Genomic DNA, 22,498 nt, shown 5'->3' on the forward strand with positions numbered 1-22,498 from the left:
GTCATCGCGATCCAAACCGTTGTTTGGCGGCTTCGCTGACCGGCGTGTACAGTCCCACGAGCGTTCCTTCGGGATCACGAAGCTGAGCCGCGAGGTTTCCCCAAGGCATCAGCTTTGGCGCGTGCACCACCTCCGCCTGATCTCTCAATCTCGCAAACTCGCTCTCCACGTCATCGACTTGGAATTCAATGATTGCGGTTCGATTGGCCGCAGGCTCCGCGCTGCCCGCCTGAAACAGCGCGACCGTCTCGACGCTACCGAAGGCGAGCGTTGCCGAAGGGGTGACTATTTCGGCGAACACAGGCGCCAGCCACTCCGCCGTTTTGCCGGTCACGTTCTCGTAAAAGCCGACAAGCGCCTTGATGTCGGCAGCAATCAGACGGGTCGAAGCAAGTTTCACGCGATCTCCCGGGGTTCCGTATGGCTATCTTGCGAGGACCGCCTCGTAACTCCGCGCTGCTGACAGCGCCCTGTCAGCAGTCAGCATCGATGTAGCACGCACAGATTTCGTCGGCACGAGCGGCTCTGGCGCGGCAGCCTCAATCCTCCCAGACCAACTCTCCGCAAGATCGGCACTTGTACACGCGAATGAAGCGCGTCGTTTCAATGTTCCAGATCTTGTCAGCCAGGTCGAGCGGATGGCGGCATTTGGGGCAGCGATCCGTCACGGGCGGGGGCGATGCGGACGAGAGGGGTGAAGACATGGGTGCGGCTCTTTTCCCAGAGACGCATAAGCTTCGCCGTCGTTCCAAAAAATTGGAGTCTGCGACGCAAGACGGGGCAGCTCATGCCGAGCGCATGCGCGCGGTCTGAGTCGTGACGCGAGCCACGAGGTAGCGCCGTTGTTTGGAACGATCAGGGCTGCAGGACGGTTACGCGAATCTCTCAACCAAGGAGTACGCTCATGAAATCAGCCCTCGCTGTGGCAACAATGCTGGCCTTCCTCGGCTCGCCCGCGCTCGCGCAAACCACTGCTCCCGCCAACAGCTCGCAGATGGATGCAGCATCGAGCAAGAACGATCAGCGCAGCCCGGCGGATGCCGCGCAGAACAACAGTCAAACGCAGGATGCCGATGCAATTCAGAAAATCCGCCAAGATCTGCAGAAGGCCGGCTTCACTGATGTGAAGGTGGTTGCCCGGTCGTTCGTCGTGCAGGCCAAGTCGAGCGACGGCAACCCGGTGCTCATGACAATCGGTCCGCACGGGATGTCGGTGTTTGAAGCCATGAGTGGACCAGGGAATTCAGGGACAGTCGGCATGGGGTCTGCTCCGGCGGGCACACCCGGATCCAATCCGTCTGCTTCGCCGAGCCAGAATAGCGGCTCCGCCAACACCCAGCAGGGCGGATCTCAACAGTAGCGAGGGCGGCCGGTGAGAGGGGAGCCGGGCTGCGTGCCGATCGTGCAGTCCGGCATTCCCAAAGCGCGGCTTCGCGTTCGCGTGGCTCATCGAGGAACGTCTCCACCTGTTCAAGACCATGATCGCGGCTCCGCCGGATCTGGGTGCGACGGGTTGAAGCGCGCATCACCTGAATGGTGGTTTCAAGAGCGCAGTTCGCAACGCAGCATGTCTGATGATCTGCCCAGGGTCTTTCGATCCCGCCAGCTTAGAATCGGCCGTTCGAAGTAATGGTAAAGCCCGGCGGCCAGGATCAGGCAAATGCTTGCATAGAGAACGGCTGACATGAGCGTCGCCACTGAGGCGTGCGGCTGCAGTCGCCAGAGCGAATGGATCACGATGATCACGGGAAGATTGATCAGATACAGCGAGTAGGACCATTTCGATAAGGCGGTCACGCTCGCCGTCCCGTATGGGAGCTGAATTCGACCGACGCCGGCGATGATGAGCAGGGCCACCGACAGCTGCAAGAGGTTGAACAGCACTGTTCTGGCGAAGAAGCTGTGATCCAGCTCCGCTTGGGGCTTCGCCAGAATGACGATCGAGAACCCAAGGACGAGCAGGCCCGCCATGAGAAGTGCCGGCTTGTGTGACGGCCTGATCCACTTGATCGCGATATAGGCGAACACGCCGGTCATGATGGCATCGAGCCTGAAGATCGCGACCTTCCTGATTCCAGTCTCCATCGTCGGCTCGAACAGGATGACGGCGCCGATCCGTGTCGCGAGAGAGATCAGGAAGACGAAGGCGCCCGCCGCGATGAAGGTTCTGATCGAGCGACCGTGCAGCTTGCCGAATGCCATCACGATCAGCGGGAAGAACAGATAGAACAGCTCCTCGATGGCGAGGCTCCAGGACTCCGGAAAGAATGCCGGAATGGGATGCGCGAAGTTTTGGAGGAACGCGAAGTAAGGAGCCAGCGGCGGCAGTCCCGAACGCTGGTAGATGAGGATGTTGAGGCCGAGGAACAGGTAGTAGCTCGGCAAGGTCCGTATCCAGCGGCGGACCCAAAAGGTCGGAAGCAGGCTGTGCCAGGACGCGCCCGACATGACCTGCTCGAACAGGATGCCGCCGACCAGGAATCCGGAGAGGACGAAGAAGATCTCGACGCCGAGCGTTGCCGTGACATTGGCAAAGACGCTCTCTTCGGGCTGCGCGAAGAACCAGCTTCCATGCGAGGCCAGCACGAGGCTGACCGCCAGCGCGCGCAAGAGATCGAGCCATTCATCGCGGCTGCCGGGTGGAACCGATCTATTCTCTTTCACGCGCGAACCTGCCAGAGACGCAAAACGCCCGGCATTCTCGGCCGCGACTGGTTACGATTGTCCTACGATGCAGGCGAGGCCGACCCGGTCACGGCTCGGGGCAGGCGGCTCCCGTCTTCACCCAGGCTTCCACCAGCGCGCCGGCCTGTTCTTGCGTCCCCGGTACGGGTGAGCGGCCGAAGCCAGGCTTCCACGCCCAGCCGACCAGCGTGTCCTTGCCGATGTGGTCGATCAGATCCTCCACCTTGCGGCCGCCGTTGCGGGCGGGGTCCCTGATCTGCTCACAGATCTCGCCGATCGTCTTGCCTTCCCAGGCCATCTCGCGGGGAGCGAGGTGCCATTCGGGATGGCCGGGAATGCGGCCGGGCTCGAAATTGGCGTTCTGGTGGCAGGTGTTGCAACGCATCGACGCCGAGCCATGGCCGTCGGCGCCGCGTGTCACCGGCGGCTGGTGGAGGCGGGGCGTGTCGCCCTGGTGCGGGCTGTCGCCGGCCGGATGGCAGTTGGTGCAGCGCGGATGCGTCAGCACCTTGCCCAGTTCGGTGAAGATCGCGGCCGAGCGCTGTTCGGTATCCGTGATGCCGGCAAAGCTTTCGGGCGAGGCGAGGGCGTGACTTGTGGTGTCCGACGCGGCGTAGCCTGCGCAGAAGCTGCTCGTCAGGGCGGCAACCACGACGGCGATCTTGACCCGTGCGTTGATCATTCCCGGCGGTCTCATTTGGTGGCGACGAGATAGCGGCCTGCATCGGCAAGGATCACATCGCGCACCGCCTCGTGATATTTGATGTAGCCGGTGCAGCGGCACAGATGCCCGTCGAGCGCATCCGCAATGGTCTGCTCCAGCGCTTCGCGGACGACAGGCGCGCGCGAAAGACGTTCGAGCAGCACCTGGCCCTCGCCAAGGAAGCCGGCGGTGCAATAGCCGCACTGGAAGGCGAAGTGATCGATGAAGGCCTGCTGCAGGGCCGAGAGCTGGCCGTCTTTGGCGTGGCCCTCGACGGTACGGATCGACTTGCCGTCGAAATTCACGGCCGGCGCGATGCAGGTCGGGCTTGTGTAGCTCGAGCCGTCCGGCTCGTCGACGATGATGGCGCAGCTCAGGCATTGCGCAGCGCCGCAGCCGAACTTGGTGCCGGTCATGCCGAGCATCTCGCGCAGGAAATCGTTCATCGAGAGATCGTCGCGGACGTCGATCGGGCCGTGTTTGTGGCCGTTGATGGTAAGGCTGAGGGTGGTCACGCCAACACTCCCTTCAAAAGGCTCGCAGTCACCGGCAGCGCGCGGAAACGATGACCCGTGGCGTCATGGATCGCGTTGATCAGCGCCGGCACGATCGGGATCATCACGACCTCCGCCATGCCCTTGGGGGCTTCGTCCGGGGTGAGCGGCTTCAGCATCTCGATCTCGAGATCGCGCAGCGGCAGGTCGGAGCCGCGTGCGACGAGATAGCGGCCGAGATTCCATTCGCCATTGCCAGGGCCGCCCTCGAAGGGCGGCAGCGATTCGAGTAACGCGTAGCCGACGCCCATGGCGAACCCGCCATGGGACTGGCCCATCACCACTTCAGGGACCAGGGCCGTGCCGCATTCGAATACGCTGTAGGCCTTGGCGATGCGGATCGTGCCCGTTGCGCGTTCGATCTCGACGCGGACCAGCGTGCCGCACATCGAGGTGTAGGCGGTGCCGATGCGGTTGTTGTCGGTCGGCGGAAATTTGACGCTCGAGCGGTTGATGCGTTCGAACTTGCCGTTGCCGCGGCGGACCGCGAGCGCGTCGATCTCGGCGCGGTATTGCTCGCCGAACAGGGGAAAGCGCGCGCGCGACCAGGCCCAGCGCGAAAAACTATGCGCGACCGCGCCGGTGACGAAGCCGCGCGCATGTGCGGTTGCGGCCAGTCTCGCCAGTGGCAGCGGCTCGTAGCCGGTCATGGTGAGCGCGCCGTTCTGCCAGCTCGCATGCGCCGATTGATTGGCGCGCGGGTCGGTCTTCGGAATGCGCCACAGCTCCAGCGCGGCGGGCCACAGCCCGAAGCGGAAGATCACGCGGGCAGCCTCGGATGACGAGTGCGTGCCGACATGGGCGCCGATCGAGGCCGAGGTGGCCGAGGAGATCGCCGGGACCCAGCGCGGATTGCGCTCCGCGACATCCTGCGTCTTCTGGTCCATCGTGTAGGGGTCGCCTGACGTGACGAGGCCGAGCACGTCGTAGCTGTCGACGCGCGCGACCGAGACCTCGTCGGCGATGGCGCCGAGATGGCCCGCGACGCGGTTCGCGAGCGCCGTGCCGATGCCGTTGCCCATCTCGACATGGTCGCAGAAGATCGCGATTCTGCCGTCGGCGCCGAGCTCGACGCGCCCGAGCGAGCAATCTGCGCCGGAGCCGTAATCCTTGGTGACGCAGGCAACACCGGTTCCGACCAGCCGGTCGCCCGTGGTTTGCCTGAACTGGGCGCGCTGTTGCCAGATCGGGTGCTTCTCTAGCCTGTCGAGAATCTCAGGCGTGCGCACCGAGACGATGTAGGGATTGCCGGTCATGGTCCGGCCGTTCTGCTTCAGGGCATTGCGGCGGCGGAATTCGATAGGGTCGAGCTTGAGCTCGGAGGCCGCTTCATCGATCAGTGCTTCGAGCGCCGTCATGGTCTGCAGCGTGCCGTAGCCGCGCATCGAGCCGGCCGTGACGCCGCGCGAATGCAGCGCGGTCGTGGTGACGTCCACCTTGGGAATGTCGTAGATGCCGATCGCGCCTGTGGCGGCGACCACTGCAACGTTGGCGGAGAAGTTCTGCAGTCCGCCGCCATCCAGCACGTGATCGGCGGCGAAGGCCTTGATCAGGCCGGTTGTCCGGTCGACGCCGATGCGCGAACGCATTTTGATCGGGTGGCGTTTGATGCCGCCCTGGAATTGCTGGTAGCGGTCATGTGCGAGCCGCACCGGCTTGCCCGGGAAGAAGATCGCGGCGAGCGCGACATAGAGGATGAACGGCGTGTGGTCGCGGCCACCAAAGCCGCCGCCGACATGGGCGAACTGCGCGTTGATATGCGCGGGCTTGTAGGGTGCGTGCGCCTTGGCCAGCAGATGCGCAAGCGATTCCGCGGCTTCGTATGGCGACTGCACGCCGAGCACCAGCTCGAGATTGCCGCCCTCGCCTGCGTACCAGGCGAGGCCGCATTCCGGCTCCAGGAACATCGGATCGACCGATTGCGTCTCGAACTCTCGGTCGAGCACGAGCAGCGAGGCGTTGTCCGCGGCGAGCTCGGCGCGGATCTGATCGCCGAGCTTGGCCGCCTTGACGTAGTCCGCCGGCATCTCCCTGGCGAGCGGCGACCACACCGGCAGCGCGGTGTTCTGCACCTTCTTCGGTGAGACCCAGCCGGCCTGGATCGGCGAATAGACGTCGGGCTTGTCGGGCGAGGGCCCTGCAACACGGGTGAAGCGGTAGGAGCCGTAATCGGGCGCGATTACCGGTCCTGTTTCTTCGCCTGACTTGACGAAGGCGCCATCGCGCAGCGCGAGGCGGGCCTGGTCGAAGGCGTCGAACCTTTCGAAGATCAGCAGCGCGACGGGCTGGCCCAGATAAAGCGGCGTCTTGCCGGGCGGGCAGAACAGATCGCCGGCATAGAACTCCGGCACCTCGGTGCCGATGCGGTCGAGATCCGCCGCCGTGACAACGACGGACGGCTTCAGCGCGCCGCCGAGGCGGGCGAGGTCCATGCCGGTATAGACGTGCGTGGCGTCATTGGCGCGCACCAGGATCGCGTGCGAGGTGGTTTGCGGCCAGCCCGGCATGTCGTTGGCGCGGAAGTCGGAGGCGTAGAGCTTTGCGCCCGTGACCTTTGCGATGCCATCGACGCGGCCGGCGCCCTTGGTTGCCGGATTGAAATTGCCGCGTCCGGGAAGCGTCTCGTGGGCCGCAAACGGCGCGCTTGCCGCCGCCGCGAGATGCGACATGCTGACCGAGATGCCGCCCGCCGATACCCACTTCACGAACTCGCGTCGCGAAGGCCGCATGATCTCATCCCTGTACGAGGTCTTCAGTGGCACGATGCTGACGGCAGCGCAACCATAGGTACGACCGACGCCGGCCCGCACCTATCATGATTCGTCACCCACGCATAGAAACGGGCAGGACGTTACTATCCGATGAACACGTCGCACGCTGCGCGTGCCCGGATTGAGAAGTCGCGTTTTTCCTGCTGATTTGCAGTCGAATCGAATAAGACGGTTCGCAACTCAACTGGAGCGCGAACGCATGCGGCAGGATCGGAACGACGGCTCAGCTGACGACACCGCACCGCTGCTGTCGCGACGGCAATTGATCGGCGCGGCCGGGGCCCTGTCGCTGATCGCAGGAACGGCCAGGGCCCAGCATGCAATGCACGAGCATGGGACCGTATCCCACATCGCGGACATGTCGCCGACCATGGGCATGGTGCCGGAAGCGGAGGTTCCGGCGACGGATCAGGTGTTGGTGGAGCCCGAGGTCCGCAGGTCGGTGGGTGGCGTGCTGAGCACGACTCTGCGCTGCGCCTACGCCTATCGCCAGATCGGCGGCGTCAGGCTCTATGTCAGGTCCTATGAGGGCGGCAGTCCCGGACCGACCTTGCGCATGAAGCCCGGCGAGACGCTGCGGATCAAGCTGATCAACGATCTGCCGCCGAACCGCGACGGCTTGCCTGCCGATATCAGCCATCCGCACCAGTTCAACAACACCAATTTCCATTTCCACGGCGCGCATGCGAGCCCGAGCGGGATCGCCGACAACGTCATGCGCTCGATGGCGCCGGGCCACAGCTACAACATCGAGATCGCGCTGCCGGCGGACCACACCAGCGGCACCTATTGGTATCATCCGCACCACCACGGCAGCGCCGACATCCAGATGTCGAGCGGCATGGTCGGCGCCCTCATCGTCGAGGGCGATTTCGCCGGCGTGCCTGAGATCACCTCCGCGCGCGAGCGGCTGATGGTGCTGACCCAGGTCGTCTTTGACGCCAACGGCATGGTGGAGGACTTCGAGACGCTGTTCCCGGAGACGGCGACGCGCTTCCTCGCCATCAACGGCCAGCGCCGGCCCGTGATCGAGATGCGCCCCGGCGAGGTGCAGCGCTGGCGCATCCTCAATGCGGCCTATCAGGACGACATGCTGCTCGATCTCGAGAAGCACGATCTCCATGCGATCGCCTATGACGGCATCCAGCTGGGCGCGGTACAGCCTTTAAAGCAGCTCCTCATCGCGCCCGGCCAGCGCGCGGATATTCTGGTGAAGGCCGGCGCCCCAGGCACCTATGCCTTCAACGCGGCGCCCTACGACCAGGGCCATCCGTCACCGGTCGGGCCGCTGGCGCGGATCGTGGTGTCGGGCGCACCGACGGAGATGAAGCTGCCGGCTGCGCTGCCGGCGCCACCGCTTGCGGGCATCAAGGACAGCGAGATCACCAATCGCCGCAAGGTGGTGCTGTCTGCGACCGCGCCGGAAGCCGATGCCGCCGGCCACTGGCAGGAGTTCAGCTTCTTCATCGACGGCAAGAAGTTCGATCCCGGCAGGATCGATCATCGGGTCAAGTTGGGCGCGGTGGAGGAATGGACCATCGTCAACACGCATGAGCATGACGACCACGTCTTCCATATCCACACCAACCCGTTTCAGGTGGTCTCGGTCAACGGCAAGGCACTGGCGACGCCGGAATGGCGGGATTCCGTCATCGTGGAGCGCAAGGGCGGCGAGGTCGTGTTCCGTTCGCGCTTCCTCGATTTCACCGGCGTCTTCATGCTCCACTGCCACATGATGAACCACGAGGAGATGGGCATGATGCAGACGGTCGAGGTCTACAAGGCCTAAGCCACGGGCCGGATTGCAGGAATTTGGTGCTTTCGACGGCGAATCCGTACCCCGCCGGGCTTCCCCTGGGGGCCTGCATGGCCTATGACGCTGCAACGCAAAATTCCCCCCAAATGAGCCCATGATCCGCCTCGACAACGTCAGCAAGCAAGCCGGCCACCAGATCCTGTTCATCGAAGCTTCCGCCGCCCTCAACAAGGGTGAGAAGATCGGCCTCGTCGGCCCCAATGGCGCCGGGAAGACCACGCTGTTTCGGATGATCGCCGGTGAGGAACTGCCAGATGAGGGGCAGGTCTCGACCGACCGCGGCATCACCATCGGGTACTTCAACCAGGACGTCGGCGAGATGTCTGGCCGCAGTGCCGTGGCCGAGGTGATGAATGGCGCAGGTCCCGTCAGCGAGGTCGCGGCCGAGCTGCGCGAGCTCGAGGCCGCCATGGCCGACCCCGACAAGGCCGACCAAATGGACGAGATCATCGCCCGCTACGGCGAGGTGCAGCACGCCTTCGAGGAGCTCGACGGCTATGCGCTCGACGGCCGAGCGCGCGAGGCGCTGTCCGGCCTCGGCTTCAGCCAGGAGATGATGGACGGCGACGTCGGCAAGCTCTCCGGCGGCTGGAAGATGCGCGTGGCGCTGGCCCGCATTCTCCTGATGCGTCCCGACGTGATGCTGCTCGACGAGCCGAGCAACCATCTCGATCTTGAAAGCCTGATCTGGCTGGAGAAGTTTTTGCACGACTACGAAGGCACGCTCCTGATGACCTCGCATGACCGCGAGTTCATCAACCGCGTGATCTCGAAAGTGGTCGAGATCGACTCCGGTTCGCTCACCACCTACACCGGAAACTACGAATTCTACGAGCAGCAGCGTGCGCTGAACGAGAAGCAGCAGCAGGCGCAGTTCGAGCGCCAGCAGGCGATGCTCGCGAAGGAGATCAAGTTCATCGAGCGCTTCAAGGCGCGCGCCTCGCACGCCGCGCAGGTGCAGAGCCGGGTGAAGAAACTCGACAAGATCGAGCGGGTCGAGCCGCCGCGCCGCCGCCAGAGCATTGCCTTCGACTTCCCGCCGGCGCCGCGGTCAGGCGAGGACGTCGTTGCGCTCAAGAACGTTTACAAGGGTTATGGCAGCAAGCGGATTTATGACGGGCTGGATTTCATGATCCGCCGCAAGGAGCGCTGGTGCGTGATGGGCGTCAACGGCGCCGGCAAGTCGACGCTGCTCAAGCTCGTCGCGGGTGCAAGCGAGCCGGACGAGGGAACCGTGGCGCTCGGCGGCAGCGTCAAGATGGGCTATTTCGCACAGCACGCGATGGATCTGCTCGATGGCGAGCGCACCGTGTTCCAGTCGCTGGAAGACCAGTTTCCGACCGCGGGGCAGGGCTCCCTGCGCGCGCTGGCCGGCTGCTTCGGCTTCTCGGGCGACGACGTCGAGAAGCGCTGTCGCGTGCTCTCGGGCGGCGAGAAGGCGCGGCTGGTGATGGCGAAGATGCTGTTCGACCCGCCGAACTTCCTGGTGCTGGACGAGCCGACCAACCATCTCGACCTCGCCACCAAGGAAATGCTGATCACCGCATTGTCGGACTTCGAAGGTACCATGCTGTTCGTCTCGCATGATCGCCACTTCCTCGCGACCTTGTCGAACCGCGTGCTCGAGCTGACGCCCGAGGGCATCCACCAATACGGCGGCGGCTACACGGAATACGTCGCGCGCACCGGGCAGGAAGCGCCGGGGCTGCGGAGCTAGCATTTGCGTGGCGCGACCCTTCCGCAAAAGCGAGCGATGGCTCAGGCCCGATCGCTGGCTCAGGGACACCTCTCCCTTCGGGAGAGGTGTCCGGAGTTCGCGGATCACATCGATTGAACCGACCTCATCGAGCCCAGCCGCTGCATCGCTTCGGATGCTCTAATAAGTGTAGAACATCCGCTGGATCTCCTTGCTGTCGCTCGTCTTGGTCAGCGCCAGCATCAGCAGGATCCGCGCTTTCTGAGGATTGAGCGTATCCGAGACGATGAAGTCGTGTTCGTCGTCCTTGGCTTCCCCATTGCGCGCGACGATGCCGTTGCCGACGCGGCTGCTGCGAACGATCGCGACACCTTTCTTGTGGGCCTCGTCGAGCGCCGGCTCGACCGCGGGCCGGGCAAGGCTGCCATCGCCCACGCCCGCATGCACGATCCCCTTTGCTCCCGCGGCGACAAAGGCGTCGACCGCGACCCGGTTCATGTTGGCGTAGCCGTAGACGATGTCGACCTGCGGCAGCGTATCGAGATTGGAGACGTCGAATTCCGAATCCACCGTGTTCCGGCGCGTGGACTGACGGTAGAAGTACGGCTTGTTGCCCTGCATGTAACCGAGAAAGCCGAGCTCCGGCGTGCGGAAGGTGTCTGCCGTCGATGTATTGGTCTTGGTCACCTCGCGCGCCGCGTTGATCTGGTCGTTGAGGGACACCAGCACGCCCTTGCCGACCGCCTCTTCACTGCCTGCGAGGATCACCGCATTGTAGAGGTTGATCGGTCCATCCGCGCTGATCGCCGTCGATGGTCGCATTGCGCCGACGACGACGACAGGTTTCCTGCTCTTGACCACGAGGTCCAGGAAATAGCTGGTTTCCTCGATCGTATCGGTGCCGTGGGTGATCACGATCCCATCGACGTCGTCCTGCGCGAGCAGCGTGTTCACGCGCTTTGCAAGCTTGAGCCAGTAGTCATTGTTCATGTTCTCGCTGGCGATCTGGAACACCTGCTCGCCCTTGACGTTGGCCACCGTCTTCAGTTCGGGGACGGCGTTGAGGAGGGTGTCGATGCCAACAGTGGCTGCGGTGTAGCCGACGACGGTGGTGCTGCTTGCGCCGGTGCCGGCGATCGTGCCGCCGGTTGCCAGAACCATGACGTTGGGCAGACCGGGGCCCCTCGCGTGTGCGGCTTCGAGACTGATGAGCAGCGCGAACAGCATGCTCACGGTCGCCATGATCTGATTACGTACTCCAAATTGCCACATCTCGACCACCCTGTGCTAGAAGCCTCGTCGATGCGCCCCGGTTCGCTCAGCACTCCATGATCCGTCAGCGGAGGCTGTCTGTCTAGGGTTGTCATGCGCGCCCAGGTGGCGAAAGTCTTTTGTCTCTCCTGTTTGGGAAATCAGAACGAGAATGGCCGGGACAGGCCCGGCCGTGGCGTCGCTCGTTTGCTGGTCGCCCGCCAGAAAGGTCGCGAATGCGCAGGCGCTAGGCGCCCATCTCGCACTTCTTCATGAAGCTGTTCTTGGCGGCGCCGGCGAGCGGCTTGCCGTCGGAGCCGACGGCCTTGGGCGCACAGGCGTCCTCCTTGCACTTCTTCATGAACGAGGTCTTGGCGGCGCCGGCGAGCGCCTTGCCATCCTTGCCGACGGCCTTGCTCTCGCAAGTGTCGTCCGCCAGCGCCGAACCGGCTGCGAAGGTGGCAACGATCGCAGCCAGGAAAATCCGCTTCATCATGGGTGTCTCCCTAAAACCAAAAAATTGGCAGCGCCGATTGGAGCCCGGAATCGTGGCGCAATCAAGCAGGCGCACCCGGGTGCCGCTGCTTTTTTCAGCAATGCGATCAGGTCCCGCGCGCCAGCAACGTCCCGAAATCAGCGCGCGCGCGTTGCGCTTCGTCACGAGCGACGTCGGAAGCGTCGCCGAGCCCGAAATAGCCGTGGATCAGCCCGGCGCCCGCATGATGCTTGACCGGCACGCCGGCAGCTTCCAGCGCCTTTGCATAGGCCACGCCTTCGTCACGCAGCGGGTCGAACCAGGCCGTGGTCACGACGGCAGGTGCGAGGCCTGCCAGCGTGGCAGCCCGCAGTGGCGAGACTCGCCAATCGCCGGCGTGACTTGGCTCAGCGAGATAGTGGCGGGCAAACCATTCCATGACCGCGCGGGAGAGGAAGTAGCCCTCGGCATTTTCCGCGCGTGACGGAAAGCCGGCGTTCTCGCGTGCATCCGCATAGAAGCCGACGACATCGGTCACGGGATAGACCAGCAGCTGCCCTGCGAGCTCGATGCCCGCGTCGCGGCAAGCGATCGCGGTCGCAGCGGCGAGGTTGCCGCCGGCACTGTCACCGGCAACGCCGAGACGCCGTGCGTCGCCGCCGAATTCCGCGACGCGGTCGAACACGTCGCTCGCCGCTGCGAAGGCGTCCTCGAAGGCGCCGGGAAAGCGCGTCTCCGGCGGGCGGCGATAGTCGACCGATACCACGACCGCGCCGGTCTCGATCGCCAGATTGCGCGCCTGCCGGTCATGGGTCTCGAGGTCGCCAGCGACCCAGCCGCCGCCGTGGAAGAACGCCACGGTGGGAGCGGGCGCATTGCCAACGCGGTAGAGGCGCGCATTCAGCGGACCGGCGCCGCCCTTCACCGTGATATCCTGCACGACATCGACGGGCGGGGGCGGCGCGCCGGCACGCGAGGCAGCGAGTGCGCGCAAGGAATCGCGAGCGCTCTGGGGCGTCATCGTCGCGGGATCGCGCAGCGGCAACGTCGGAATGATCTCTGCGATGACGGGATCGAGCGGGATTGCCATTGTCGGGTCCTCACGAGGTTCTTGGTCTTGCTTGCCCGGTAGCATAGATTTCGCGCGCCGCATCGGCAACCGGTCGCCCCGCTGCGCGCCGGAAGAAGGCAGGGAGGTTTCAAGGTGGAATTCGAAACGCTGGTCCAGTCGCGCCGCAGCGTGCGCGGTTTCAGGAACGAGCCGGTGCCGCGCGCCGTGGTCGAGGCGATCATCGAGAGTGCCAAGCGCGCACCATCGTCAATGAACACCCAGCCATGGCACGTCCATGTGCTCACCGGCGTGCCGCTCGAACAGGTGCGCCGCCGCAACATGGAAGAGATGGTTGGAGGCGCCAAGGTCAAGCGCGACATCGTCAGCCACGGCGAGTACCAGGGTGTTCACCGAACGCGCCAGGTCGACATCGCCAAGAAATTGTTCGGCGCGATGGGAATCGCGCGCGACGACAAGCCGATGCGGCAGGACTGGGTGCTGCGCGGCTTTCGCCAGTTCGACGCGCCGGTCTCGCTGGTGCTGACCTATGATCGCGTGCTCGATCCCGGCGCGGTCTGCCATTTCGATCTCGGCGCACTCTGCTATGGCATCGTGCTGGCGGCCTGGGACCGCGGTCTTGGCTCGGTGATCAACGGGCAGGGCATCATGCGCTCGGACATCGTGCGCGAGGTCGCAGGGATTCCCGAAGACGAGGTCATCATGACTTGCGTCGCGATGGGTTATCCCGACGACAACTTTGCCGCGAACGCCGTTCGTTCGGATCGCGAGAACAACGACGGGTTCGTGCGCTATGTCGGCTTCGCCGACTGAAGCGGAGAGGCCGGAGGAGATATTCCCTCACGAAATTTTTCGTGCGGACTCGTTGCGGCCTCTTGCAATCTCCAGCGTGCAGGAGGAACAATACAGGGACTGAAAGGTTTGTTGCTGGCGCGAGGGAATTGACATGCGGCGGCTAGCTAGCCTGGTTCGATGGTTCTTCGGCCCGCCTGTGCGCGGCCCGATCGATGATGATCCCAGTCTTCCTTTTACTCCTGAAGAGTTCAGCAGGCTGGTCCGCAGTGGCCGGCGCGAGGATATGAAGCTGCTTGCCGAAGGACTGGCCTGCCGCTCGATTCCGCGTCGCATCAAATACCGGGCTACGCACTAAGCGGCTCCCGCGATCATTCCGTCCGCCGGCCTGGCCCGCGTTCATCGCGAGAGTGCGACCACTTTGAACACCTGCGGCTTCTCCAGCCTCCCGGTCACCCCGCAGAGAACCTGACACGCGTCCGCGCGCGGCATCATCGGCTTGTAATTCCGGTGCTCGATCCGCGCGGCGAAATATCCGGGATCGTGAGGATACGCACGACCTCGTTGATGCTCTCGACGGCCGGCGGACGGCACTTGCGACAGCTTATTGGAGATGAGCTGGCTCGACGATGACTTCAACCGAATTGCCTATTTGCTCTGCGCGGCGGCTGCGTTCGCCGATTTCTTTCTGCGGTCCCCGTTGATGAAGTGCACGCCGGCCACGGTGCCGTCGATCCAGACCAGTTCGCAGCGCCGGTAGGCGAGCCCGGTCGACGACAGCACCATGAAAAATTCCTTGGCTTGCAGCACGTCGAGTGTACCCTCGACCTCGATCTTGGCGCCCGTTTGCGACACGTCGAGCAGGATGCAGCTGCGTCGCCAGGTGCCGTCCGAACCCATCAAATTGACGGGATGGCGGTGGTCCATTTTCACGCGAGCATCCTTGCGGCCATTTAATTTCATCGGCTATTCCCCGTTGTCGTGCCGCGATGCCCCGGATCGCTTTTGCCGGCGTTGGTTGTGATCTCTCCCCAGCGCACCGTCCACTGGCTGGTCGACAACAGAAGCGTTTCGAAGATGTGCTTCGCGCGTTCGCGCTGGGCGAAGGAGAGCCGCGCGCCGCTGCGGTTGCTCAGGATCGCAAGCGTCGTCGCCCAGTTCAGGCGCGAGGCGCGGCAGGCCATCACCAATCCCTCGCAATCCTCGTCAATCATGACCTGCTCAACGATCTCGATCGGAGCCCCTGAGAGCACCGACAAGGCGGTGAGCAGATTGGCGGTCTCGCCGCGGATTGCGAAACGGTTGACCGTAGAATCGTTGAGCTTGCCGACGCGGTTGAGCGCGACGATCTCGGGTCGTGCGCACGCATACTCCGCCGAGCCGGGCAGCTTCTGAAGCGCAGGCGCGGCGTCCTGCGCTGAGCGAACGGAGGATGCGGTGGGCCTGGCCGGCGTCGTCTTGCCTGGCGGGGCGCCGAGTAGCCTGCGCACGACCAGGTCGGGTGTGCCGGGTCGGAGCACCAGCGCTTTCGCAATCTCGCCGCCACGATCGGACCCGGCGATCAGTGCGGCATAGGCCGCATCGGAGAATTTTGTTCCGGGGTTCTTGATCAGCGCAAGGCAGATCGGGGCGCCGCGCTTGATCAGCGCCTCGGTCACGTCAGGCTCGATACAGTCGCGGGCTGCGATCGCGCTCTGCTGCCGCTCGCCGCAGGAGGCCGCAATCGCCGCCAGATCGGTCGCGGCGAGTGCCCGCGATTTGAGCAGGACGGGACACGCCACGTCCGGGTTGTCGTGCATGGCAAGACGCCGCAACGTTTCGGGTGGGGCCACTGCAAGCGCGGCAAGCGCCGCGCTGAGCTGGACCAGCGCGTCGGTCGCGACCCGCTCGATGAGGCGCAGCAAGACGCCGTCGGCCACGGCCGCGAGCAATTCCTGCGGTCGGTCCGGGTTCGCGGTGAGCAGGTTGATGATGCCAGCGAGAATGCGCGCGCATCGCTCCGGCGGACACGCTGCGACCGCGTCTTCCAATTCGACAAGAATACCGGCAGGCGAATTTGCCAACATGGCAGGGCCTGAAATGAAATAAAATTTGACGATCCAATACCCGTCATTGCGCCCTACAGACGTTAATTTGGAATTTCGAGATCGCGCTGCCGGGGTATCGTCGCACCGTCAGCCTCACTGAAACGATATCGAAATTCGGCAGGGCACCAGCGTTCGCTTGGTCTTTCGATCGAGCACTCGCCAACTGATGAGCGGGCGAGGACGATTCTTTCGGTCCTGGCAGGTGTTCGAAAGAGAACATCAGTGCGGTGTTTGTGCCGGATGCGGGTCGCTTGGCGGCGCTGATTGCACCTGGTCGGATTCGCGATGGACGGTCTCGACGTGCCAATTCGCGTGAACGGTGCGCAGCGAGATCGCTCCGTCACCGTCATTGGTGGTAGCGGTGCGGCCTCCAACACCATCGAGGAGGTGCCCCCCGGGGAAGTGTCGCTGAAGCCGACGGCCATGCGGGAATCCGCGATCGGCGCGGTGGACGCGGCGATCGCCGACATCGTTCCGGTGCGCTGGACGCAGTGGCCCAATGACGGGCGGAACTGTCCGATTTCTCGCGAAGTTACCGCCGCCAGTGCGGCGAGCCGCCGTCGCAGACGCTTGAATTCGAGCGAAAACGATAGCGCGGCAAATCGGTGGAGGCCCGCTCCGCCGTTTGTGCTAGCCTGCCGCCATGAGCAATCGCATTCTCGTCCTCTACGGGTCCTACCGTTCCGACCGCATGGGCATCCGCCTTGCGAATTTCGTCATCGATCGCCTGCGCCAGCGTGGCGAGGAGGTCGAGTTCATCGACGCCAAGGCGATCGGCCTGCCGATGCTCGACCGCATGTACAAGGAATACCCCAAGGGGGAGGCGCCCGAGGCGCTGGAGAAGCTGGCCGGCCAGATCCGCGGCGCTGACGGCTTCGTCTTCGTCACCGGTGAATATAATTGGGGCATCCAGCCCGGCCTGAAGAACCTCACCGACCATTTTCTCGAAGAGTGGTTCTGGCGACCGGCTGCGATCGTGAGCTATTCCGCCGGCCGCCTGTCCGGCGCGCGCGCCTCGACGGCCTGGCACGGCACCCTGTCGGAGATGGGCATGGTGGTAGTCTCGAGCACCATCGGCGTGGGGCCAATCGCGCAGACGCTGTCGGCCGAGAGCGAGCCGATTGGCGAGGGCGGCAAGGCGCTGGAGCGCTCGTTCCCGCGCCTTGCCGACGATCTCACCTGGTGGATCGAAGCGGCGAAAGCGCAACGCGCGCGCAAGGCGCCGCCGTATTAGGCGCGTCGCTTTCCCCGGCGCTGTTGCCGTGATCGATCTGCTGGGTTAACCGTCGCCGCCATGGAAGCAGATCGGAATCCAGCGTTTCTGCCGCGACTTGAGGCCATGCGTGGGTATGCGGCTGTCTCGGTGCTCGGGTTCCACGCCTGCATGCAGTCCTGGGATATGATCGCCACCGGAATGGCGCCGGTCGTCGTCTTCTTCGTGCTGAGCGGTTTCCTGCTCGCGCGATCGCTGGATCGCGATCCTGATCCGGTCACTTTCGTGCGTCACCGGCTTTTCAGGCTGCTGCCGGCTGCAATCGCAACGGTGCTGTCGCTGACATTGGCCTATCAAAGTCTGGGTTTCTATACGGGCTTCCAGCCTTCTTTCGACGCGCTCAACGTCATCCTCAACGCGCTTCTCATCAAGAGCGACATCAACGGCGTGATGTGGTCCCTCACGGTGGAGTGTGTCGCGGTTCCGTTGATCGTCGCATCCCACGCCGTGCTGAGGCGGCATGGAGCGACGCCGGTGTGGATCCTCGTCGGCATCCTCGTCGCAATCTCGTCCTGGGGCCCCTATGTCCACCTGCTCGGCGGATTCACCAATCTTGCCCCGCTTTATGCGTTCGTCGTCGGCCTGCTCCTGCAAGCGGGCGCGGTCACGCTGAGCAGGGCATCGCACTCGTCTCGGGCAGCGCTCGTCGCCACCGCCGCGCTCGTCGTGATGGTGATCGTCGCGGTTCGCAAGCAGACCGCGGTCACGATCGCGTTTGAAACGCTGTGCGCGTCCGTGCTGGTTTGTCTTGCGGCCTTCGGCCCCCGCAAGCTTGTTATGCTGCGGCCCTTCGATGTCGACATCGCCCGGTTCTACGGGCAAATATCATACAGCTTCTATCTTTTGCACGTCATCGGACTTGGGATCGTGGGCCGTCTGCTGCCGTCCGACCAGCTGCCATTCTTCCGCGCTGCGTCCCTGTTCCTGGCAGCGCTGTTGATCACGACACCCGCGGCCTGGCTGATGTGGCGGCTGGTCGAAATGCCCTTCATCACCCTCGGACGTAAACGCACGATGGCAAGGGCCGCCGCCTGAGATGCGGCCGGCTCTTGTTACGCAGCCCTGACTTCACCGAGGAAGCGGTCGAACTGGCCGGCGAGGTCGCGTGACTGCGTCGAGAGCTGCTCGGCGGCGCCCAACACTTCTTGCGCCGCTGCACCGGTGTCGTCGGCAGCGCGCTGCACGCCTGAAATGTTGGCATTGACCTCCTGAGTGCCGCGGGCGGCTTCCTGGACGCTGCGCGCGATCTCCTTGGTCGCCGAGCCCTGTTCCTCGATCGCGGCGGCAATTGCGCTGCCGATCTGGTCGATCTCGGCGATGACGTCGGCGACGTTGCGGATCGCAGTCACGGTCTCGTCGCTCGCGGCCTGGATCGCCGAAATCTGCTCGGAGATCTCGGTGGTGGCCTTGGCGGTCTGGCCGGCCAGCGATTTCACTTCGGAGGCGACCACGGCAAAGCCGCGGCCGGCGTCGCCGGCACGGGCGGCTTCGATGGTGGCGTTGAGCGCCAGCAGATTGGTCTGCTCGGCAATGCTCTGGATCAGCGTGACGACGTCGCCGATCTTCTGCGCGCCGTCGGCGAGGGCGCGCGCGGTGTCGCCGGTGCGGCGGGCGTTGTCGACGGCGCGGGCCGCGATCTCGGTCGATTGTGCGACCTGCCGGCCGATCTCGGCGATCGAGGAGGTCAGCTCTTCGGTCGCGCTCGCGACCGTCTGCACGTTGGTCGAGGTCTGCTCGGAGGCGGCGGCCACGACCGCGGCCTGGCTGTTGGTCTGGGCCGCCGTCGAGGTCATCGACTGCGCGGTGCTCTCCATGGTCGAGGACGCCTGCGACAGGCCGCCGACCAGCTCGGTAACCTTGGCCTCGAAAGCGCGGGTCAATTCGTCGAGCGCCTGGGCGCGGCGCATCTTGCCGTCGTTCTCGGCGTGCTTTTCGGCTGCGAGCCGCTCGGCACGGATCATGCCGTCCTTGAAGACCCGGACGGCTGCCGCCATCGCCCCGATCTCATCGGAGCGCTCGGCACCGGGGATCTCTTCGGTGACGTCGCCGTCGGCTAGCCGTGACATCCGCGTCGTCAGGCCGACGATCGGCGCGCAGACGCGGCGGTGGACCATGACGATGAGGCCGGCGCTGGCGATCAGCACGGCGAGCAGGCCGACCAGCGCGATCGCGAAGCTGGTGCGCGCGGCGGCAGACGCGCCGGCGAGGATCTGCTCGGCATTGTCGTAGAAGGCGTCGCGCACGCCGATGATCGCGCCGAGACCAACTTGCGATGCCGCGTAGTAGGTCCCGACGTCGTGTTCGTATTTGCCGTTCGCCGCACCTTCCTTGACGAGCTTCTGCTCGCGGCCGAAAGCCTCGACATAGTCCGAGTTCATCGTCTCGAGCGCGGAGGCGACATTGGCGGGCGTCGCCGGATTGCCGCGCAGCTCCTGCAGCGATATCACGAGCTGGTCGTTGCGCCCCTGTGAACGCGCGATGTCGAGCTTCTCGACCTCGGTCGCCACCTTTTTCGAGCCGACGAGATTCTTGTGCAGGCTGGCGTTGAGGCCGCCGATGTCGCGAAGCGTCATGGCGAGGTTGGCGTAGCTGGCCTGCCGGTAGGCGTCGCCGTTCAGGATTGCCATGCGGCGGACCTGCTCGTCGAGCAGCGCAGTGACGCCGCTATTGAGCACGGCGTTATCGGCGACGATCTTCCTGGCCGCGTCCTTGCGGGCATCGGCCGGTCCTGCGATCGCCTTGTCCACGGCCTCACGCAGCGCGGTGAACCTCGCATTCAGCGCATCGATTTTGCTGCCGGTGGCCGCGCCGTCGTCGAACGGGCCGGGCAGCTCCTTGCGCAGCACGTTCATCCTGTCGCGCGCGCCGTCGGTCTGCTTGCGCAGCTTGTCGTGCTCGGCAAGCAGTGCGGGGTCGATGGTCGCCGGCCCGTAGAGGATGTTGGTGGCGAAGCCGCGCTCGGGGTTGAGATAGCGCGGGATGTCGCTGACGGCGCGGACGATCGCGAGCCGGCCCTGCGCCTCGGTGATCCTTTCCATCGTCTGGTATTTCGTCACGGCAACATAGACGGCGAGGCCGCCGCCAACGGTCGAGAGCGAGACGATGGCGGTGGTCAGCAGCGTACCGATTTTCATGATCTGTCCGGCAATGGGCGCAGGTGGAGAAAGATATTCTCCAAGACATAAGGGGGGCGTATTAATCGCCGGTTTACGCTGCGCCCCGGATAGCGGACGCAGCTAGGCATTTCGCTCGAGCCTATCGAGAATCCCGAGCGTTGCATCGTCGCGCTGGCCGGCGAAATATTTGGCGAGCGCCTCATCGAAAATGGGCTCGTCGGACACCGCGCCGAACAGCGTCATCGACGAACGGAATTTGGCATCGTCGGGTGCGCCGAGAATTGCGTTGATTGTTCGTCCCTCGACCGCGAGAACGAGGCGCGTGCAGTCGACGAGACGCGAGCCGAGCAGGGGGTGGGCAAGATAGGACTCGGCTTCCGCACGCGAGCCGATAGCGTAGCGTTGGGACATGGCGCTGAACCCGAGGCCAGCGATCTGCGGGAAGATGAACCACATCCAGTGGCTTTGCTTCCGGCCCTGGGCCAGCTCCCCCTGCACGGCACGAAAAATCGGGTTTTGTGCCCTGACAAAGCGCTCAAGATCGAAAGGATCGGTCACTGGATACCTCCGGAGGATTTGCCGGCCGCGATTATGCCTAACTTTTGGCTCCCAATGTGGTAGCTGGTATAGAGTCTCCGGGTGGGGGTTGGGCCCCCCGGGGGTCGATTTGGGGATCTGATGGTTTCCGACCGCGCAAGCGCCGAGAGGCTGTTGTCGCGCCGCCGTGTTGGGCGAGCCGAGACAATATTGCTGTCGATGGCTGCCATCGCGCTGGCGCTCGGCGCCGCCGCGTGGGTCGCGGATATCGGCGATTCCACCCCGTTGGTCACAGCTGCCTTGCCGCCGGCCATTTCCCCGTCATTCGACGATCGTTTCGCGTCGCTGTCCGCCAACCCGCCCGCGCGCGAGCTCGGGCTGCGGACGATGGAGCGCTCCGCCCTGAATGCGGTCCAGCTCAAGCTGCGCGATGCCAAGGCGATGCTCGCCCAGAAGCTTCAGGGCGATGACTGGCGTTCGATACTGACCGAGAACGACCAGCAGCAGCAGCCTGCGACCGAAGAACCGGCCAGGCCTTCGCAACGCGCCGACGCAGTCCCGATGCCACGCTCGCGGCCCGTGCAGGCGGACTTCTCAGCCCAGATCGCCTCGAGCCAGGCCTATGCCGACACCAATCCCAGGGTCGATAACCGCAACTTCTTCGAAAAATTCACCGACAAGATCAAGCTGGCGTCGCTGACGCCAGATAGCGGCCTGTTCGGCAAGGCGCCGGATCTTGCCGCGCTCGGCTACGATTCGCGGACGGCGGTCTATGACATCAAGGCCAAGGCGCTCTACTTGCCGAGCGGCGTGACGATCGAGGCCCATTCGGGCATGGGCGCACTGATGGACGATCCCGATCATGTCGACCAGCGCATGGTCGGCGCCACTCCGCCTGCGACCTACGATCTGAAGCCGCGCGAAAAACTATTCCACGGCGTTCGGGCGCTACGGATGACACCGACGGACGGTACCAGCGCGCTCGGTCGCGTCGGCCTGCTCACCCACACCTACATGCTCGGGCCGCGCGGCGATTCCAACGGCTGCGTCTCGATCAAGGACTATGATCGTTTCCTCAAGGCTTACGACAATGGCGAGTTCAATCGTCTGGTCGTGGTGCCGAGCCTGGGCCGATCAACGACCGCTTCGCAGCGCGCCAGCACCGATTCCTGATAGTTGATGCCTGACCCCTAGCCTGCTGCGGCGGGGCTGCCGTTTTCCCTTCGTTAAGCCGTTGTCGTCCAGAAGCAGCCCATGAGTGATCCAACAAGCTCCGAGACCCCGCTGCGCACGACGTTCAAGATCAAGCTGAACGGTGACACCCTGGCGATTGCGACCGTTGGCCAGGCCTATCAATTCCTCACCAACTTCAAGTCGGTCGAGTGGATGGAATTCCGCTCGCTGCATGACGATGCCGTCCATGCGCTGGAAGGCGCTGCCAGCAATGCCATGCTTGCAGTTCAGGCGACCAACGCGGTACGCGCGCTGTTCGTGAGCGCGAAGCTGCTCTAGGCGGGGCACCAACGACTCTCGATGACCGGTCGCCGCCATGCCGTCTCAGCCTTTTGGAAGTGGCTGCCGATGCGGATGAAGCCGGGATCGACGCCAGCAAAATCGGCGGCATCGCTGGTCAGGCCGCTGCCCCTTAAGGATGCGCCTGAGCGCGATGATCC

20 protein-coding genes are annotated in these 22,498 nt (G+C 64.4%); 8 read left to right on the plus strand and 12 right to left on the minus strand.

What is annotated here, in order from left to right:
* Position 1 precedes the first annotated feature (1 nt).
* Positions 2-400: a VOC family protein gene (locus ACVW16_RS33935; RefSeq protein ID WP_456738532.1), complete on the minus strand. Its 399-nt coding sequence runs from the start codon at positions 398-400 to the stop codon at positions 2-4.
* 504 nt (positions 401-904) lie between these two features.
* Here ACVW16_RS33935 and ACVW16_RS33940 point away from each other — a divergent pair.
* Positions 905-1,360, plus strand: a complete 456-nt coding sequence (locus ACVW16_RS33940) for a hypothetical protein (protein WP_456703305.1) — start codon at positions 905-907, stop codon at positions 1,358-1,360.
* A 182-nt stretch (positions 1,361-1,542) separates the two neighbouring features.
* Here the strand turns inward: ACVW16_RS33940 and ACVW16_RS33945 are convergent, their stop codons facing one another.
* The 4 genes from ACVW16_RS33945 to ACVW16_RS33960 all read right to left on the minus strand — a co-directional run bounded on the left by ACVW16_RS33945 (position 1,543) and on the right by ACVW16_RS33960 (position 6,671).
* Entirely contained in the window at positions 1,543-2,664 is a 1,122-nt protein-coding gene (locus ACVW16_RS33945; protein WP_456703306.1) for an acyltransferase family protein, read from the minus strand.
* An 88-nt stretch (positions 2,665-2,752) separates the two neighbouring features.
* Positions 2,753-3,367: an Isoquinoline 1-oxidoreductase subunit gene (locus ACVW16_RS33950; protein WP_456734967.1), complete on the minus strand. Its 615-nt coding sequence runs from the start codon at positions 3,365-3,367 to the stop codon at positions 2,753-2,755.
* Between the two features lie 11 nt (positions 3,368-3,378).
* Complete coding sequence (locus ACVW16_RS33955) at positions 3,379-3,903, minus strand: (2Fe-2S)-binding protein (protein WP_456703308.1); 525 nt, start codon at positions 3,901-3,903, stop codon at positions 3,379-3,381.
* A complete protein-coding gene (locus ACVW16_RS33960) occupies positions 3,900-6,671 on the minus strand; it encodes a xanthine dehydrogenase family protein molybdopterin-binding subunit (protein WP_456734968.1) in 2,772 nt (923 codons plus the stop codon). The genes ACVW16_RS33955 and ACVW16_RS33960 overlap by 4 nt, the downstream gene beginning before the upstream one ends.
* 241 nt (positions 6,672-6,912) lie before the next feature.
* Between ACVW16_RS33960 and ACVW16_RS33965 the strand changes: the two genes are divergently transcribed.
* Complete coding sequence (locus ACVW16_RS33965; protein WP_456734969.1) at positions 6,913-8,502, plus strand: multicopper oxidase family protein; 1,590 nt, start codon at positions 6,913-6,915, stop codon at positions 8,500-8,502.
* A gap of 121 nt (positions 8,503-8,623) precedes the next feature.
* A complete protein-coding gene (locus tag ACVW16_RS33970; RefSeq protein ID WP_456703311.1) occupies positions 8,624-10,246 on the plus strand; it encodes an ABC-F family ATP-binding cassette domain-containing protein in 1,623 nt (540 codons plus the stop codon).
* 159 nt (positions 10,247-10,405) lie between these two features.
* Here ACVW16_RS33970 and ACVW16_RS33975 read toward each other — a convergent pair whose 3' ends face one another.
* From ACVW16_RS33975 to ACVW16_RS33985, 3 genes are all read right to left on the minus strand, one after another.
* Positions 10,406-11,467, minus strand: coding sequence for a type II asparaginase (locus tag ACVW16_RS33975; RefSeq protein WP_456738533.1), 1,062 nt, complete (start codon positions 11,465-11,467; stop codon positions 10,406-10,408).
* A 256-nt stretch (positions 11,468-11,723) separates the two neighbouring features.
* Positions 11,724-11,972 (minus strand): hypothetical protein, encoded by a 249-nt coding sequence (locus ACVW16_RS33980; protein WP_148753029.1) that lies wholly within the window; start codon positions 11,970-11,972, stop codon positions 11,724-11,726.
* A 106-nt stretch (positions 11,973-12,078) separates the two neighbouring features.
* Complete coding sequence (locus ACVW16_RS33985) at positions 12,079-13,041, minus strand: alpha/beta hydrolase (protein WP_456802555.1); 963 nt, start codon at positions 13,039-13,041, stop codon at positions 12,079-12,081.
* Positions 13,042-13,155: 114 nt separating this feature from the next.
* On the opposite strand from ACVW16_RS33985, the gene ACVW16_RS33990 reads away from it, so the two are divergent.
* The gene (locus ACVW16_RS33990; RefSeq protein WP_456734972.1) at positions 13,156-13,833 is read left to right on the plus strand and encodes a nitroreductase; all 678 of its coding nucleotides are present in this window, start codon (positions 13,156-13,158) and stop codon (positions 13,831-13,833) included.
* A 627-nt stretch (positions 13,834-14,460) separates the two neighbouring features.
* Here ACVW16_RS33990 and ACVW16_RS33995 read toward each other — a convergent pair.
* Positions 14,461-14,775: a PilZ domain-containing protein gene (locus ACVW16_RS33995; protein ID WP_456703315.1), complete on the minus strand. Its 315-nt coding sequence runs from the start codon at positions 14,773-14,775 to the stop codon at positions 14,461-14,463.
* Positions 14,772-15,878 (minus strand): DUF2336 domain-containing protein, encoded by a 1,107-nt coding sequence (locus ACVW16_RS34000; RefSeq protein WP_456734973.1) that lies wholly within the window; start codon positions 15,876-15,878, stop codon positions 14,772-14,774. Before ACVW16_RS34000 ends, ACVW16_RS33995 begins: the two co-directional genes overlap by 4 nt.
* A 664-nt stretch (positions 15,879-16,542) precedes the next feature.
* On the opposite strand from ACVW16_RS34000, the gene ACVW16_RS34005 reads away from it, so the two are divergent.
* Positions 16,543-17,133 carry an NADPH-dependent FMN reductase gene (locus ACVW16_RS34005; RefSeq protein ID WP_456734974.1) on the plus strand — a complete coding sequence of 197 codons (591 nt, stop codon included), beginning with the start codon at positions 16,543-16,545 and terminating at the stop codon, positions 17,131-17,133.
* A gap of 105 nt (positions 17,134-17,238) precedes the next feature.
* Entirely contained in the window at positions 17,239-18,207 is a 969-nt protein-coding gene (locus tag ACVW16_RS34010) for an acyltransferase family protein (protein WP_456734975.1), read from the plus strand.
* A gap of 17 nt (positions 18,208-18,224) precedes the next feature.
* On the opposite strand, the gene ACVW16_RS34015 is transcribed toward ACVW16_RS34010, so the two are convergent.
* Together ACVW16_RS34015 and ACVW16_RS34020 are read right to left on the minus strand one after the other, a co-directional pair.
* Positions 18,225-20,306: a methyl-accepting chemotaxis protein gene (locus tag ACVW16_RS34015; RefSeq protein ID WP_456734976.1), complete on the minus strand. Its 2,082-nt coding sequence runs from the start codon at positions 20,304-20,306 to the stop codon at positions 18,225-18,227.
* Positions 20,307-20,408: 102 nt separating this feature from the next.
* Positions 20,409-20,846 carry a DUF1810 domain-containing protein gene (locus tag ACVW16_RS34020; RefSeq protein ID WP_456734977.1) on the minus strand — a complete coding sequence of 146 codons (438 nt, stop codon included), beginning with the start codon at positions 20,844-20,846 and terminating at the stop codon, positions 20,409-20,411.
* Positions 20,847-21,035: 189 nt separating this feature from the next.
* Here ACVW16_RS34020 and ACVW16_RS34025 point away from each other — a divergent pair, with 189 nt between their 5' ends.
* A complete protein-coding gene (locus ACVW16_RS34025) occupies positions 21,036-21,998 on the plus strand; it encodes a DUF2778 domain-containing protein (RefSeq protein WP_456705268.1) in 963 nt (320 codons plus the stop codon).
* 81 nt (positions 21,999-22,079) lie between these two features.
* Complete coding sequence (locus ACVW16_RS34030) at positions 22,080-22,337, plus strand: hypothetical protein (protein WP_456703322.1); 258 nt, start codon at positions 22,080-22,082, stop codon at positions 22,335-22,337.
* Positions 22,338-22,498: the final 161 nt, after the last annotated feature.

This window comes from Bradyrhizobium sp. USDA 4474 (assembly GCF_054057515.1).